This is a genomic window from Terrabacter sp. RAF57 (genome assembly GCF_052113925.1).
GTDB lineage: Bacteria > Actinomycetota > Actinomycetes > Actinomycetales > Dermatophilaceae > Terrabacter.
On sequence record NZ_JBFRDT010000004.1, the window covers coordinates 13,694 to 28,812 of the forward strand.

At 73.0% G+C, this 15,119-nt stretch carries 12 protein-coding genes; 5 read left to right on the plus strand and 7 right to left on the minus strand.

The genetic code is table 11. From position 1 onward, the window contains the following. Window positions 1–73: 73 nt before the first annotated feature. On the minus strand, window positions 74–754 hold the full coding sequence (locus AB4Y83_RS07260; RefSeq protein ID WP_442296429.1) for a YkvA family protein: 681 nt from the start codon (window positions 752–754) through the stop codon (window positions 74–76). Window positions 755–858: 104 nt separating this feature from the next. After that, window positions 859–1,614 carry an EcsC family protein gene (locus tag AB4Y83_RS07265; protein WP_442275450.1) on the minus strand — a complete coding sequence of 252 codons (756 nt, stop codon included), beginning with the start codon at window positions 1,612–1,614 and terminating at the stop codon, window positions 859–861. Between the two features lie 159 nt (window positions 1,615–1,773). On the opposite strand from AB4Y83_RS07265, the gene AB4Y83_RS07270 reads away from it, so the two are divergent. Both AB4Y83_RS07270 and AB4Y83_RS07275 read left to right on the plus strand, forming a co-directional pair. Next, the gene (locus AB4Y83_RS07270; protein ID WP_442296430.1) at window positions 1,774–2,940 is read left to right on the plus strand and encodes a MalY/PatB family protein; all 1,167 of its coding nucleotides are present in this window, start codon (window positions 1,774–1,776) and stop codon (window positions 2,938–2,940) included. Beyond that, the gene (locus tag AB4Y83_RS07275) at window positions 2,933–4,684 is read left to right on the plus strand and encodes a DNA polymerase (protein ID WP_442296431.1); all 1,752 of its coding nucleotides are present in this window, start codon (window positions 2,933–2,935) and stop codon (window positions 4,682–4,684) included. The genes AB4Y83_RS07270 and AB4Y83_RS07275 overlap by 8 nt, the downstream gene beginning before the upstream one ends. 136 nt (window positions 4,685–4,820) lie before the next feature. On the opposite strand, the gene AB4Y83_RS07280 is transcribed toward AB4Y83_RS07275, so the two are convergent. Next, window positions 4,821–5,759, minus strand: a complete 939-nt coding sequence (locus AB4Y83_RS07280) for a proteasome assembly chaperone family protein (protein ID WP_056776172.1) — start codon at window positions 5,757–5,759, stop codon at window positions 4,821–4,823. An 83-nt stretch (window positions 5,760–5,842) separates the two neighbouring features. Continuing rightward, on the minus strand, window positions 5,843–9,976 hold the full coding sequence (gene hrpA / locus AB4Y83_RS07285; protein WP_442296432.1) for an ATP-dependent RNA helicase HrpA: 4,134 nt from the start codon (window positions 9,974–9,976) through the stop codon (window positions 5,843–5,845). Between the two features lie 136 nt (window positions 9,977–10,112). Between hrpA and AB4Y83_RS07290 the strand changes: the two genes are divergently transcribed. From AB4Y83_RS07290 to AB4Y83_RS07300, 3 genes are all read left to right on the plus strand, one after another. After that, window positions 10,113–10,811, plus strand: a complete 699-nt coding sequence (locus AB4Y83_RS07290; RefSeq protein WP_442296433.1) for a DUF4232 domain-containing protein — start codon at window positions 10,113–10,115, stop codon at window positions 10,809–10,811. Window positions 10,812–11,018: 207 nt separating this feature from the next. After that, window positions 11,019–11,825, plus strand: a complete 807-nt coding sequence (locus tag AB4Y83_RS07295) for a hypothetical protein (protein WP_442296434.1) — start codon at window positions 11,019–11,021, stop codon at window positions 11,823–11,825. Window positions 11,826–11,889: 64 nt separating this feature from the next. Beyond that, window positions 11,890–12,867 carry a hypothetical protein gene (locus AB4Y83_RS07300; protein WP_442296435.1) on the plus strand — a complete coding sequence of 326 codons (978 nt, stop codon included), beginning with the start codon at window positions 11,890–11,892 and terminating at the stop codon, window positions 12,865–12,867. A 35-nt stretch (window positions 12,868–12,902) separates the two neighbouring features. On the opposite strand, the gene AB4Y83_RS07305 is transcribed toward AB4Y83_RS07300, so the two are convergent. Genes AB4Y83_RS07305 through AB4Y83_RS07315 form a run of 3 tightly spaced genes read right to left on the minus strand, consistent with a single transcriptional unit; the run spans window position 12,903 to window position 15,006 of the window. Continuing rightward, window positions 12,903–14,144 (minus strand): lipid II:glycine glycyltransferase FemX, encoded by a 1,242-nt coding sequence (locus tag AB4Y83_RS07305; RefSeq protein WP_442296436.1) that lies wholly within the window; start codon window positions 14,142–14,144, stop codon window positions 12,903–12,905. A gap of 24 nt (window positions 14,145–14,168) precedes the next feature. Next, window positions 14,169–14,651 (minus strand): hypothetical protein, encoded by a 483-nt coding sequence (locus tag AB4Y83_RS07310; protein WP_442275458.1) that lies wholly within the window; start codon window positions 14,649–14,651, stop codon window positions 14,169–14,171. Continuing rightward, the gene (locus tag AB4Y83_RS07315; RefSeq protein ID WP_020144632.1) at window positions 14,644–15,006 is read right to left on the minus strand and encodes a hypothetical protein; all 363 of its coding nucleotides are present in this window, start codon (window positions 15,004–15,006) and stop codon (window positions 14,644–14,646) included. Before AB4Y83_RS07315 ends, AB4Y83_RS07310 begins: the two co-directional genes overlap by 8 nt. Window positions 15,007–15,119: the final 113 nt, after the last annotated feature.

Sequence of the window (15,119 nt, forward strand, 5' to 3'; positions counted from 1 at the left end):
CGCGGACCCAGCGGCAGGGTTCACGTCACGCAGCACGCCGCAGCAGTACGCCGTGTCGCCGAGTGGGCTGGGCTCAGCGCTCGAGGCGCTTGCGCACCGACTCGAGGACGTAGTCGGTCGCAGCCTGGCGTGTCCCTTCCGGAAGTCGCGCCCGGTCGTCCCGACCCCGCCCGGGGTCACCGCTGGCGGACCTGCCCCTGACACGCGTGACGCGGCTGACGATGCGGCGGGGTGCAGCAGCCCCGGTGCTGTCACGGTCGCGGCGCAGTCCGTCCTCGGCACCTCCGGCCCACGCCTCGGTCGCCGGATCGCCCGGCACCGCGATCGGCTCACCCTGCACCGTCGTGCGCGACGCCTCGGTCGCCCGCTCGCCACCCGGCTCCCAGCTCGCAGAGCCACGCCGGGGCCGCGGCCGGTGCAGACCCTGACCGACCTCCCACGCGATGAAGCGCTCGGTCTCCTCGAAGAAGGCCTTGACCGCCCAGGAGATGACGACGGCGTCGTCGGCCGCGCCGATGACCGGTAGGACCGCCTCGGGCAGCAGGTCCACGGGCGAGGCGACGTAGGCGACCGCCCCTGCGACGAGCCCGAGCCGCTTGAGGGTCGTGCCGGCATACGTCCCGTCCACGGTGGCGCGTACGAGGCGCGGCACGGCCTGCAGCCGCTCCGGCAGGCTGGGCGCGCCGGGTCGCGTCGAGGCGCGCACGACCGACGCGACGGTCGCGGCCATCTTGATCCGGGATGCGGGCTTCATGCCMGGCCCAACGAACGGGTGACGCGTGCGATTCCCCGGCCCGGACGGCGATGCGCAACGGTGATCTGCGTGTCCCTCACGGTGAGGCCTGCCCAGCCGGTCGCTCAGCGACCGAAGGTCTCGACGGGAGGGAACTCCTTGGCCGCCTGCTTGCCGATGCGGCCCAGCATGTAGACGTCGATCGCGGCGCCGATCAGGCCTCCGACGACGGGCACGAGGCGCCCGAGCCGGGCGAAGGTCCCCTGCCCGATGCGCCCGAGCAGGCGGAAACCGACCGCCTTGTTGAGGACCATGAGCGCCGGGGCGGGCAGCCGGTCGAACGCGACGGACGACAGCTTCCCACCGCCGGCCTGCAGACCGGCCTTCTTGAGGAGGTCGTCGCTGTCGGCGCCCGCGAGGGTCAGCAGGATCGCGGAGCGGATCTCGGGCTGGTCGATGTCGTAGCCGCGCACCTTGGCCGTCGCCGCCGTCATGCGGGTGGCCAGCAGGTAGAACTCGAGCACGTTGGCCGGCAGCGAGAGCGGCATCGTGAAGAAGCCGCCCAGACCGGTGGCGAAGCCGCCGATCGCGCCGAGCTGCCGGTGGTCGCGCACGATGATCCGCAGGGCCTGGTCGCGGTCTCCCCGGGCGTGCTTGAGCGCGTTGGCGGCGACCTCGTGGGCCGGGTCGAACGGTCCCTTGCCGTCGATCCCGACGTCGAGGAGACGCTCGACGAGTCGGGTCGCGGCTCCCGAGAGACCTCCCTCGGCCGGCAGGGCAGCCCGCTCCAGCGCGCCGGCGTCCTTCGCCGTGCGCAGCTTCACCGCGGTCGCGTCCGATGCCTCGACGGTCTCGTCCCTGCCGTAACCCAAGATGCCCACCGGCTCCACCCCTTCGTCCGTCGTCCCTGTGTGGCGGCTGTCGATTCGCCGCCGACGCCACCGTATGCCGCCCGGGTCGCTCGTGGCACCCTCGTACCCAGTCGAGCCGACCGGGGACCGCGGGAGACGACGACGCCCCGCTCTCGTAGGGTCGCTCCCATGGGTGAGAGGCACGCAGACGGCGCGACGATCCTCGGCGTCCCGCTGGCCGACCTCCGGCGCGACCGCACGTCGGTCAAGTGGGGACGCTACGGGCCCGACGTCATCCCGATGTGGATCGCCGAGATGGACTGCGCGCCGTGCCCCGCGGTCGTGGACGCCGTGAGCGCCGCCGTGGCCCGGGGCGACACGGGCTACGCCCTGACGCAGGAGTATGCCGCCGAGATCGCCGCGTTCGCCGCCGACGAGTGGGGCTGGGGCTTCGACCACGACAGCACGACACGCGTCGCCGACGTGCTGACCGGCGTGACCCACCTGCTCGGGCTCCTCACCGACCCCGGTGGCCCGGTGGTCGTCAGCCCGCCCGTCTACAACGCCTTCTACGAGGTCATCGAGGYGTGCGGGCGACGGGTCGTCGAGGCCCCGCTCGGTCCGGACCACCGGCTCGACCTCGACCGCCTCGCCGACGTCTTCGCCGAGGTGACCGCTCACGGCGACCGCGCGGCATACCTGCTCTCCAACCCGCACAACCCGACCGGCTCGGTGCACACCCCCGACGAGCTGGCGGCCCTCGCCCGGGTCGCCGACGAGCGCGGCGTCCGGGTCGTCTCCGACGAGATCCACGGTCCGCTCGTGCTGCCGACGAGCACCTTCACGCCCTACCTCGCCGTCGCGGGTGCCGAGCGCGGCATCACCGTGACGTCGGCCTCCAAGGCGTGGAACCTCGCAGGGCTCAAGGCCGCGATCATCGTCCCCGGGGCCGACGCCGCCGACGACGTGCGCCGGCTCCACCCCTGGGTCACGTTCGGCGCGAGCCACCTGGGTGTCATCGCGCAGACCGCTGCCTTCCGCGAGGGGCGCGAGTGGGTGCACCGCCTCGTCCGCGAGCTCGACTCCAACCGGCGGCTGCTCGCCGAGCTCGTCGCAGCGCAGCTGCCCGGCGCCCGTCTCGTCGTGCCGGAGGCGACCTATCTCGCATGGCTCGACCTCTCCGGGCTGGGCCTCGGCGACGACCCGACCGGGGAGGTGCTGCGCCGCGCCCGCGTCGCGCTCTCCCCCGGTCCGATCTTCGGCTCCGGCGGCGCGGGGCACGCGAGGCTCAACTACGCGACCTCCCCCGACATCCTCCGCGAGGCCATCGAGCGGATCGCGGGTTGCCTTGACTGACAAGGCTTCCGGTCCACCGCTCGTCGCGCTCGTGGTCGGCCCCCGAGGGGCGTATGCCGTCGGGCCGGATGTCGACGAGGCGTGGCCGCTCGGCGACGTGGTGCGCCGGTTCGTCGACACGACGACGCGGCTCGGTCCGCGCTGGGTCGTGTGGTCGGCCGCCTCGACCCTGCGGCCCGTCGTCGGCGCCGGTGTCGACGTCTCCCGCACGTGGGACCTCGCCGAGGCCCACCGCATCGTCCACGGCGGCTGGTGGGCGACGCCCGGTCATGTCGTGGCCGGGTGCCGCGGGCTCGACGAGGCCGACGTGCCCGCGCCACGCGCGCCGCGGCTGAGCGGCTTCGACGGCGACCTCTTCGACGTCGCTGCCGGCGAGGACGTGTCCCTGCTGACCGCCGCCGGCCACCTCCGCGCCGATGCTCTGGCGTGGGCGACCGACGACGCCCGTCTGCGCGAGCTGGCCGTCCTGGCGCTCGAGTGCTGCACCGCGCAGCGCGAGGCACTCGCCCGCCTCGGCGGCGACCACGTCGGCCGGCTCGAACGCACCGTGTGGTCCGAGTCCGCCGCGGCCGTGCTCTGCCTCGAGCTCGAGCGCGACGGGCTCCCCGTCGACCGGCCCGCCGCCGAGGACCTCATCGCGGCGTCCGCCGGGGCGCGACCCGACGACGACGCCGACGCGGCGCGCATCAGGGCAGAGCGCGATGCGGTCGTGCTTCGCCACGCCCCCGGCCGGGAGCGCACCGACCTGCGCAACCCGGGCCAGGTGCGCGACCTGCTCCTCTCGGTCGGTGTCGACGTGCCCAACACGCGCGCCTGGGTGCTCGAGCCGTACCGGCACACCCATCCCCTCGTCGACGCGCTGCTCCGGTGGCGCAAGGACGAGCGGATCTCGACGACCTACGGCTACCGCTGGCTCGACGACCACGTCGGCGCCGACGACCGGCTCCGCGGCGGCTGGACCGCCTGCGACGGGGCGGCCGGGCGCATGACCGCGCAGAACGGTCTGCACAACCTCCCCGCACCCCTGCGTCCAGCGATCTGCGCGGCACCGGGCCACGTCTTCGTCCGCGCCGACCTCGGCCAGATCGAGCCGCGCGTCCTCGCCGTCGTCAGCGCCGACCGGGCGTTCGCCGAGGCCACCCGCGCCGACGACCTCTACGCACCTGTCGCCGCCAAGCTCGGCGCCGACCGGCCCCGGGCCAAGGTGGCCGTGCTCGCAGCGATGTACGGCCAGCGCTCGGGTGCGGCGGGCGAGGCCCTCAAGGACCTCGAGCGCGCCTACCCCGTGGCCATGAGCCTGCTCGACCGGGCCTACGCCGACGGGGTCGCCCGCCGTCCGGTGCGCACGTGGGGTGGACGGCTCATCCGCTTCGGCGGGGTGCCGGTGCCCGCGCTCGAGCCGGGCGCGCCCGAGCCGTCGGGCAGCGCCGAGTTCTCGGCGACGGGCGCGGACGGGGCGCGGGGCCGCTACGCGCGCAACGCGATCATCCAGGGCTCGGCGGCCGAGCTCTTCAAGGCGTGGGCGGCGACGGTGCGCCACGCGGTGCGCCCGCTCGGCGGGCAGATCGTGCTGTGCCTGCACGACGAGCTGCTCGTCCACGTGCCCGAGCAGCACGCCGCGGCCGCGGCGGCCGCCGTCGAAGGCACGCTGACGAGCGCGGCGCGCACGTGGGCCGGCACCGACGAGGTCCGGTTCGTCGCCGACACCTCGATCGTCCGCCGCTGGAGCGAAGCCAAGGCCTGACCCGAGGCAGCCGAGCCGAACACGAGCGAGCGGGGCGCGGGGGGAGCGGCATCGGCGGCGGCCGACGGCATACGGGAGCAGGGGACACGAAGGCGGGCCCGACCAGGTGGTCGGACCCGCCTTTCGTCAGAAGGCCTCAGGTGCGGTCGTCGCCCTGGTCCTCGTCGGTGACGTCCTTGAGGAACGCCTCGAACTCGGCGCCGATCTCATCGGCCGTCGGGAGGTCCGAGAGGTCGGTGGCTAGCAGGTTGCGCTGCTGGCGACCCTCGAGGAACGTGTCGTACTGCTGCTCGAGCGCGTGCACCACAGCGGAGATCTCGTCGGACTCCTCCATCTGCCGGGTGATCTCGGCCCGGTTGAGCCCGGCGGTCGCGGCGAGCTCGCGCAGGTCGAGGTCGAGCCCCGTCGCAGCGCGCACCCGCTCGAGGCCGAGCACGGCCGCGTCGGCGAACTCGCTCTGACCGAGGTAGTGCGGCACGTGGACGGCGAAACCGATGGCGTCGAGCCCTGCCTCGCCGAGCCGCAGCTCGAGCAGCGACGAGAAGCTCGCCGGCACCTGGACCGTGCCGAACGCCGGGTCGTTGCCGGTCACGAGGCGCGGGTTGGTGCCGTGCGCGGTCACGCCGAGCGGTCGGGTGTGCGGGACGGCCATGGGGATGCCGTGGACGCTCACGGTGAGGTCGACGCCGAACGCCTTGACGAGCATCGTGGTCGCCTCGACCATGCGGTTCCACTGGTAGTCGGGCTCGGGGCCGACGAGGAGCAGGAAGGGCACACCCTCCTTGTCGACGACGCGGTGCAGCAGCAGGCTCGGGTCGTCATAGCTGCTCCAGTGGTCGCGGTCGAAGACCATGACGGGCCGACGGCCGCGGTAGTCCAGCAGCTGGTCGACGTCGAAGGAGGCGATGACGCGCGACTCGTGCGTCTCGAGGATGTGGTCGGCCATGAGTCGCTGGGTGTGGCCGGCGTCGATGAATCCGCCGAGGGCGACCACGAGCACCGACGCCTGCAGCTGCTGGAGCTGGCTCGGTGAGGTGTCGCTCTCGAACTGGAAGAGCTCGGTCGGGTCCTGCACGGGTCTGGCCTTTCGTCGTACGGGGTCCTTCGTGCAACGCTCCCCTGCATCCCATGATTCCCCATGTCCGGGCGCGGCAGCGGTCAGGCGTCCACCTTGGCGATCGCCTTGAGGATGCGCTGCGGCGAGACGCTGTATGCCGTCCCGACCGTCTGCGCGAAGAGCGAGACCCGCAGCTCCTCGATCATCCAGCCGATGTCGACGACGTCGGCGGCGCCGCGCTGGGCGGGCCGCAGGGTGTCGAGCAGGTCGGCGTACCGGCCCTCGACGAGGTCGACCTGCTCGAGCGCCTGGGCGTCGCGGGCCAGGTTGGCCGGCGCCTTGTCGAGGCGGTGCGTGATCCCCCGAAGGTAGCGATCGAGGTCGGGCAGACGGCGCAGCCCGGTGTCGGCGACGAAGCCGGGGCGCACCAGCTCTCCCAGCTGGGCCCGGACGTCGGCGAGCATCGGTCGGATGGCCGGGCTGCTCGACCGGTCGAGCTCGGCGAGCCGGTTCGTCAGGGCGAGGTGCTTGGCGAGGATCGGCTCGACGAGCCCGACGACCTGCACGACCTTGGCGGTCGTGTGGGTGCGCACGGCCGACAGGGCCCACTCGAAGTCCTCGCGGGTGCGCACCGTGTGGTCCGACCTGTCGGTGACGGCGTCGTCGCGGATCGCGTCGATGGCCGCGGCGAGGCAGTCGTCGAGCAGGGCCGGGACACTGCCGTGCGGGTTGTGGCCGAGCGCGAGCTTCTGGGTGTTCGTCAGGCGGGCGAGGATCTGCTTCCACGGCGGCGAGATGCCGAGCAGGAGGAGTCGCCGGACCCCGAGGCGGTGCTCGGCGTCGGCCTCAGCACGCGTCGGGAGCACCCGGAGGTCGACGGCCGAGCCGGTGTCGACGAGGGCCGGGTAGCCGTGGACGCCCTGCGCGCTCTCGAACGACTCGGCCACGCCTGCGTCGGGGAACGACGTGAGGTCCGCGCGCTCGAGTCCGGAGCCGGCGCGGCTGACCTGCCGGCGCAGCTGCGGCGCAGCGATGTCACGGACCGCCTCGAGGTCCTTGCCGGTGGCGACGGGTCGGCCGTCGGCGCCGTCGACGCTGAAGGTGACCTGCAGATGCGGCGGGATGCGCTCGACGTCGAAGTCCGCGGGGGTGACGGCGACGCCCGCCCGGCGCCGCAGCACGGTCGCGAGCGTGACGAGGAGCGGTCCCGACATCGGGTCGAGCTCGGGCAGGACGGCGCGGGCGTGGTCGGGCGCCGGAACGAGGTTGCGGCGGATCCCCTTGGGAAGGCTGCGGATCAGCGCGGTGACGAGCTCCTCGCGGAAGCCCGGGACCTGCCAGTCGAAGCCGTCGGGTGTCACCTGGTTGAGGCGCTCGACCGGGATGTGCACGGTCACGCCGTCCTGTGCCGATCCCGGCTCGAACTGGTAGGTCACCGACAGGACGTTCTCGCCCTGGGTCCAGGTCGTCGGGTGGTCCTCGTCGGCGATGCTGCCCGCACTCTCGCGCAGGAGCAGCTCCTCGGTGAAGGTCAGCAGGTCCGGCGTCTGACGCCGTGCCTTCTTCCACCACGTGTCGAAGTGACGTCCCGAGACGACGTCGGCGGGAATCCGCTTGTCGTAGAACGCGATCAACGTGCTGTCGTCGACGACGATGTCGCGGCGCCGGGTGCGGGCCTCGAGCTCGCCGAGGCGTTCGACGAGGGCGGCGTTCTCGCGCAGGAAGGCGTGCTCGGTGTGCCAGTCGCCCTCGACGAGGGCGTGCCGGATGAAGAGGTCGCGCGCGAGCTCGGGGTCGATGCGGCCGAGGCCGACGACTCGGCCGACGACGAGCGGCACGCCGTAGAGCGTGACGCGCTCGGTCGCGACGGCGGAGCCACGCTTGCCCGACCACCGTGGCTCGGAGTACTGCCGCTTCACGAGGTGCTCGCCGAGCTGCTCGGCCCACACGGGGTCGATGCGGGCATTGACGCGCGCCCACAGGCGGCTCGTCTCGACGAGCTCCTCGGCCATGACGAACTGGGGTTGCTTGCGGAAGAGCGCCGAACCGGGACTGATGCCGAAGCGCGTGCCGCGCGCCCCGGCATACTCCCGCTTCTGATCGTCCCGGACACCGACGTGCGAGAGGAGTCCGGCGAGCAGCGACTGGTGGATCGCGTCGACGTCGAGCTCGCCCTGGGCCACGTGGGTGCTCCCGCGGCCCAGGTCGAGACCGGCCTGCTTGGCGGCCTGCTTGACCTGGCTGTGGAGGTCCTGCCACTCGCGGATGCGCAGGTAGTGGAGGAACTCTGCCTTGCACATCCGCCGGAAGGCGCTGCTGCTCAGCTCGTGCTGCTGCTCCTTGAGGTAGGCCCAGAGGTTGAGCCACGTGACGAAGTCGCTCGTCTCGTCGGCGAAGCGCTTGTGCGCCGCGTTGGCGAGCTCCTGCTTGTCCTGCGGTCGCTCGCGCGGGTCCTGGATCGACAGGGCCGCGACGATGACGAGCACCTCGCGCAGGACACCGCGCTTGTCGGCCTCGATGACCATGCGCGCGTGACGCGGGTCGATCGGCAGCGTCGCGATGGTGCGGCCGTATGCCGTCAGGCGGCGTCCCGGACGTCGCCTCCCCCGCGCCGGGGCGGGCTCGTCGTCCTCGGGGGCGAAGGCCTGGAGCTCCTCGAGGAGCCGGACGCCGTCGGTGATCTGGCGGCTGTCCGGCGGGTCGACGAAGGGGAAGCGTGCGATGTCGCCGAGCCCGAGACTCGTCATCTGGAGGATGACCGAGGCGAGGTTGGTGCGCAGGATCTCGGGGTCGGTGAACTCGGGGCGGCTGTCGTAGTCGTCCTCGGAGTAGAGGCGGATCGCGATGCCGTCGGAGACGCGTCCGCAGCGACCCGACCGCTGGTTGGCCGACGCCTGGCTGACCGGTTCGATGGGCAGGCGCTGGACCTTGGTGCGCTGGCTGTAGCGGCTGATGCGCGCCGTGCCGGTGTCGATGACGTAGCGGATGCCTGGGACGGTGAGCGAGGTCTCGGCGACGTTGGTGGCCAGCACGATCCGGCGGCCGGTGTGCGGCGAGAAGACGCGGTGCTGCTCGGCGGCCGAGAGCCGTCCGTAGAGCGGGACGACCTCGGTGACGGGCAGCTTCATGCCGTTGAGCGCGTCGGCGGCGTCGCGGATCTCTCGCTCGCCGGAGAAGAAGACGAGGATGTCGCTGCTCGTGCCTGCGTGCCGCTCGGTCCACAGCTCCTCGACCGCCTCGCAGACGCCGGTCACCATGTCGCGCTCCTCAGCCTCGGGGCGGTCGGGGTCGACGAGCGGGCGGTAGCGGATCTCGACGGGGAAGGTGCGGCCCGAGACCTCGATGATCGGGGCAGGCTCGCCCGTGGCCGGGTCGGCGAAGTGCTCGGCGAAGCGCTGGGGGTCGATGGTCGCCGAGGTGATGATCACCTTGAGGTCGGGGCGCCGGGGCAGCAGCTGCCGGAGGTAGCCGAGGATGAAGTCGATGTTGAGGCTGCGCTCGTGGGCCTCGTCGATGATGATCGTGTCGTAGCGGCGCAGCTCGCGGTCCCGCTGCATCTCGGCGAGCAGGATGCCGTCGGTCATGACCTTGACGAGGGTGTCTCGGCTGCTCTGGTCGGTGAAGCGCACCTGGTAGCCGACAGCGGTGCCGAGGTCGACGGCGAGCTCCTCGGAGAGCCGCTCGGCGACGGCGCGCGCCGCGATACGACGCGGTTGGGTGTGCCCGATGACGCCGTCGAGGCCGCGACCGAGCTCGAGGCAGATCTTCGGGATCTGGGTCGTCTTGCCCGACCCCGTCTCACCGGCGATGACGACGACCTGGTGGTCCCGGATCGCCGCCGCGATGTCGTCGCGACGCTCGACGACGGGCAGGTGCTCGGGATAGGTGATGGGCGGAACCGTCGCCGCCCGGGCGGCGCGGCGGGCCTCCCGCTGCTCGGGCGTCAGGGTGCGACCGCCCTGACGTCGCGCAGTCGCGGTGCGGCCGTGGTCGCGCCGGTCACGCTCCGTGGCCCCGGCGCGCTGGGCCGGCCGGTCCGAGCGGCCCCGGGCGGCCGCGGGCGTCGAGGGAGCCCAGGAGGCCGGTGGCTCGGTGGAGGCCGAGGAAGCCGAGGAAGCCGAGGCGGGGGCCGAGGGTGTCTGGGCCGGAGGCTGCTGGGCGGCCGCCGGACGTCGACGCCCGCGTCGACGGGGTGGCCGCGAGCGCGCGGGTGCGTTCGCAGGCTCGTCGGACATGCTCGACAGGATAGGCGGGCGGCGGCGGTGGCTCCGAACGGATATCGCTCCCGCGCTGTGTGCTGAGGGTGAAGACCTCGTCGAGGACTCGTCGGGCTCCGGTCGACGGCGCCGTGAACTCGCCTAGCGTGGAGCCATGAGGGTGACGGGCGTGCACGGGGAGGCAGGCAGGACGTCGGCCGGATCCGTCGTGTCCGCCGCAGCGCTCGCCTTGACCTCCCTTCTCGTCGCCGCTTGCGCCAGCCCGCCACCCGACACCTCCCTCGACGCGTCCAGCCCGCCGGCCACCACGGCCCAGACCGAGCAGACGCCGACGGCCCTGCCCACCGAGCCTCCGCTCGTGCTGCCGCCCAGCCGGAGCGCCGGTGCGTCCACGGGTCCGGTCGACCCGGCGGCGCCGCTCTTCCCTGACGGACCGTGCCAGCCGAGCCAGCTCGACGTCTCGGCGAGCCCGGTCGACCCCGCGCTGGGCTATCGGCAGATGCGCGTGCGGGTCACCAACTCCAGCCGGGTGCCGTGCGTGCTCACCGGGTATGCCGTGGTGTCCGCTCGAGGCCCCTCCGGGACCGTGTTCGCCAACCCTCGCGGTCGCCTTCACGACGCGGAGACCTCGAGTGCACAGACGGTGCCCCTCGACCCCGGTGACGTCGCCCACCTCGACCTCGGATGGCGGGGCGACCTCGCCGCCGCCGGCGTCGAGCAGACCGCGTCGATGACGATCGTCGTGAGCGACGGGTCGTCACCGGTCGCCGTGCCGCTGGACCCCACCTCACCCGTCGACATCGTCGACGRCACCGAGATCCGGGTCGGTGGCTGGAGGCCCGGCGCCGACTGACCGCCACCGAGCTGGGGTGACCCCGTCCGTCGACTGCGCGGTGACCGACYGGACGCGGAGCCGCGTCCGCTGAGCCCGCGCCGGCAGCCTCCCGGCTCGGGACTCGACAGCCGCACGGAACGCGCCGAGGCCGGGGACGGTCAGAGGTGCGACGACTGCGGCACCCGAGGACCTACCGTGGTCCCACCCGTCTGAAGCGAGGCATCGTTGTCCGACCGCGACCACCCCCGCCCGGCCCTCCCGGACCCCCAGCGGGACCGGCACGTCTCCTTCCCGGACGACGTGTCGAGCGCCGACCCCGCCACGTCGGGCCAGTCCCTTCCCCCGGAGGCGTGGGCGCCTCGGTCGTCCGCCCCCGCTCCGGGGTCAGCGACCCCGTCCTCGTGGCAGGCCCCGGTGCCGCCGGTCCTCACCACCCCGCCGGTCCGGCAACCGCCCCGGCGACGCCTGCCGGGATGGGCCGCCTTCTTCCTCATCCCGCTCCTGCTCCTCGGTCTCTCGAACCACGACGACGCGACCGAGAGCTACGAGTGCTGGACCTCCGACATCGGAGCGGAACCCGGCATCCCCGACTGCGACAGCACGATGGACGGGACGCTCGACGGCACGACCGACGGGAGCCGTGACGCCCCGGGATCCGTGATCGGCGTCCGTGCCCGTGACGTCACGGCCTCGACGGCCTTTGCGCCGTTGCTCGGCGGGACCCCGGACGTGTCCCCGGTGCCGGCGGACGCCACCTCGCTGACCGTCGAGGTGGTGTCGACGCCGAGCTCGCCCAGCGCGGGGCTCGTCGCCGGCGTCGACATCACCTCGGGCGGCGTCGTCCTGGACGGGCACCAGGGGCTCGGCCCGTACGCCGCCAAGATCACGCTCGACAGCCGGCCGTCCGAGCTGCAGGTCACGGCGACGGTCCTGACCGGGCCGGGCACGATCCAGTGCCGTGTCTACGCCGGCCGACAGCTCGTGGCCGTCGACACGTCGGACCACCAAGTCGTCTGCAGCCCCTCCCTGTGACCGAGGTCAGGGATGGTCGGCCGCACTAGATTGGGCAGCCGCACGCACGAGACGAGGGGACCCCGTGTCTGAGAATCCGCCGTTCGAGCCCGACCCGACCCGCGACACGACGGGAGATGTCGGCCCCGACCCGACCGACCCGCGTGACGGGTCGACGAGTGCCCGCGGTCTCGACCCGGCCGGTTCGGCTGACCCGGCCGATCTGCCCACGGCGACCGGGACGCCTGAGGACGTGACGGCATACGACACGACCTTCGGCCTCGAGCGGCCGCCGGCGACGGGCTGGGTGCCGCAGAAGTTCGGGGCGGACCCCGCACCGATGCCACCGCCTCCTCCCGCACCCGCCTCCCCGCCGATGACCGAGCGGCTGCGCACCGTCACCCTTCCCGGCGCCGCGGGACGCTCGCTCGGCGGGCGTCTCCAGGCCTGGCACGTCGTGGCGATCCTCGTCGGGCTGCTCGTCCCGCTCGGCTTCTGGGCGGCCATGAGCTCCGTCGACGATTTCGACCCGGTCGCCCGACCCGCCGTCAGCGTCACCCGCAACCGTCCCGTCGTGACCCGGACGTTCCCGGTCCCGACGATCACGCCCCTGGTTCCCGGCGCCAGCCCGAGCCGGTCGGCCCCCGGCGCGACCGCGAAGGCGACCACCCCGACCCGAGGCGTCATGACCTCTCCCCCCACCCTCATCCCCGTGCCGGCCGTTCCCGTGACGCCCGTTCCCGCGGACGCGAGGACGATCCGCTTCGAGGCGTATGCCGAGACGGGCGCCCGCATCGAGGTGTCCCTCTCGGACGCGACGCACCAGCGCTACGACTACCCCGCGCAGACCGCGCCCCTCGCCCTCGAGGTGCCGGTCAGACCGGGCGCGACGAGCAACGACTACTTCAGCCTCCGGGTGCGCACGAGCGACCCGACGGGGTCAGGCGTCCGCGGCGCCGTGTCGTGCCGGGCGCTCGTCGACGGGATCGTCGTCACGGCGCAGCAGGGGCAGGGCTATGCCACCTGCTACATCAGCCCGTACTTCGACATCCAGCGACGCTGACCCGAGGTCGGCGCGCCACCCACCGCGTCGATCGGTCAGATGTCGGCGGCGTCGGGCGAGGCGCGGGCCGCCTTGCGGCGCTTGTTGATCGCGATCCGGGCAGCCATGGCCTTCTCGAAGGCGAGGTGCCAGAACCTGCTGATGACGAGCTCGCGCTCTCCCACCAGCTCGACGACGTCGGCGCCGGCGCCGAGCTTGAAGAGGAGCAGGCCGGTGAGGGGGCTCGTGGCACCGAGGGAGGTGTTGAACCCCCTGAAGTCGTAGGACTCGCACCCGGCCGCGGCGGCGTCACGCATCGCCTGCCACTGCAGGGCGTTGGAGGCTCGTGCGTCGCGGTTGCGCTCGGTCGACCCGCCGTAGAGGTAGGAGAACGTGCGACCGAAGCGGATCATCAATGCCGAGGCGAGCACGTCGCCGTCGACGTGGGCCTCGTAGAAGCGCGCCGACACGGGACCGTCACCGTCCGTGCCGTCCGACGCGAACGAGCGCGCCATGACGTCGAAGTACGCCTTGGGCCGGGGCAGGAAGTTGTCGCGGTCGGCCGACTCGACGTAGAGGGCGTGGAAGGTGTCGAGCCCCTCGGGCCCGACCGCGCGCACCTGGACGCCGGCCTTCTCGGCCTTCTTGACGTTGCGGCGCCACTGCTGGTTCATGCCCTTGAGCAGCTCGGCGTCGGAGCGGCCACGCAGGTCGACGATGCAGAGCAGGCGGGGCTGACCCACCGCGACACCGTCGGCGCCGAGCGGGAGCCAGTGGTTGCGGTCGAGCCAGGCCTCGAGGGTGCGGGCCGTCGGGTTGTCGACCGCCGCGGGCAGGCTGGTGAAGCTGAGCAGGCCGTTGTCGACGACCTGCTTCTTGACCGGCTCGCGGTCCCAGACGCGGGAGACGACGGGGTAGCCGAGCCGGAGTGCGAACGCCTTGTTGGCCTTGGCCCAGGCGACGAGCGGGTCGAGCCACGCCGCCGGGTCGGTCGCCACGACGTCCCACGGCAACCCCGGACCCTCGGGCAGGTAGGCGTAGGACATGGAGAGGCGCGGGATGGTGCGCGAGAGGACGAGGCCAGCCCCGACGCAGGCCCCCGAGGCGTCGAACCAGCCCAGGTGCGTGCGCCGCCAGCCTGCCTTCGCCCGTCCCCAGGCAGGCGTCTGGAGGAAGCTGCCCCCGACCTCGAGGAGCGTCTCGACGGCCTCGTCGGCGCTGATCTCGCGCACCGTCAGCGGGCCGGCGACAAGGGTCGCCTGCGTCGTCGGCGCAGGGGCAGGGGTCTGCTCGGTCATGGCCGCAACCCTATCGGCGGCGCGTCAGTCCGCCGACCGCGCCACCTCGGCATCGGAGGCGGCGGTCGCCCGGGCCGTGCGACGGATCCACCAGAGGCCGACGAGCGGCAGCACGAGAGGGACGTAGCCGTAGCCTGCGCCGAAGTGTGACCAGACGGTCTTCTCGGGGAAGGCCTCGGGCCGCGCGACGCTCCAGGTCCCGACCACGAGCACGCCCACGAGCTCGACCGTGAGGGCGATGGTCGCGAGGCGCACTGACGCACGGTCGCCGCGGGCCAGACCGATGGTCGCGACGAGGTAGATGAGCGCCGCGAGCGCCGACAGCAGGAACGGGACGGGTGCCCGGTCGAAGTACTCGGTGATCTGCAGGATCGAGCGCCCGGTCGCTGCGAGAGCGAGCAGGCCGTAGACGGCGACGAGCACGCGGCCGAAGCCGTGCCCGGTGTGCGGCCGCTCCGTGACCGGCTGCTCCGACGAGGCCTCGGGGGTGGGCGCCGGCTCAGACATTGAGGCTCCAGACCTGTTGCAGGCGGGCGACGAGGATCGCCACGACGAGAGCGCCACCGAGGACGACGGCCATGGCCCACTGCGTCTTCTCCTTGACGGCGATGACGATCGTGGCCGGGATGACGAGCAGGACGGTGAAGAGGTAGGCGATGAAGGTGGCCCGCTCGGCGCCGTCGCCGATCGCGGACGCCTTCGTGAGCCCCACGACGAGCTGCACGACGAGCGCGAGCTCGATGGCGGCGCCGACGATGATGAGCGGGTCGTCGACGAGACGGCCCCGGAGCAGGTGGTGGGCGGCCAGCAGGCCGAGCAGGCCGCTCGCGACGAGCAGCACGACGGTCAGGGGTTGGAGCACGCGAGAAGCCTACGGCGTCGGTCGGTGCTCCCCGACGTGGCATCGACGGTTGGACCGGACCGTCGGCCGGGCCGGCGCGGACGGTAGTTTCGTCCCGAAGCACCACCCACGTC

What these genes read in the sequence shown, in the direction of transcription:
- AB4Y83_RS07310 (WP_442275458.1), bottom strand. Translation starts at nt 14,651, where the DNA reads ATGTCTGAGCCGGCGCCCACCCCCGAGGCCTCGTCGGAGCAGCCGGTC.
- AB4Y83_RS07305 (WP_442296436.1), bottom strand. Translation starts at nt 14,144, where the DNA reads ATGACCGAGCAGACCCCTGCCCCTGCGCCGACGACGCAGGCGACCCTT.
- hrpA (WP_442296432.1), bottom strand. Translation starts at nt 9,976, where the DNA reads ATGTCCGACGAGCCTGCGAACGCACCCGCGCGCTCGCGGCCACCCCGT.
- AB4Y83_RS07260 (WP_442296429.1), bottom strand. Translation starts at nt 754, where the DNA reads ATGAAGCCCGCATCCCGGATCAAGATGGCCGCGACCGTCGCGTCGGTC.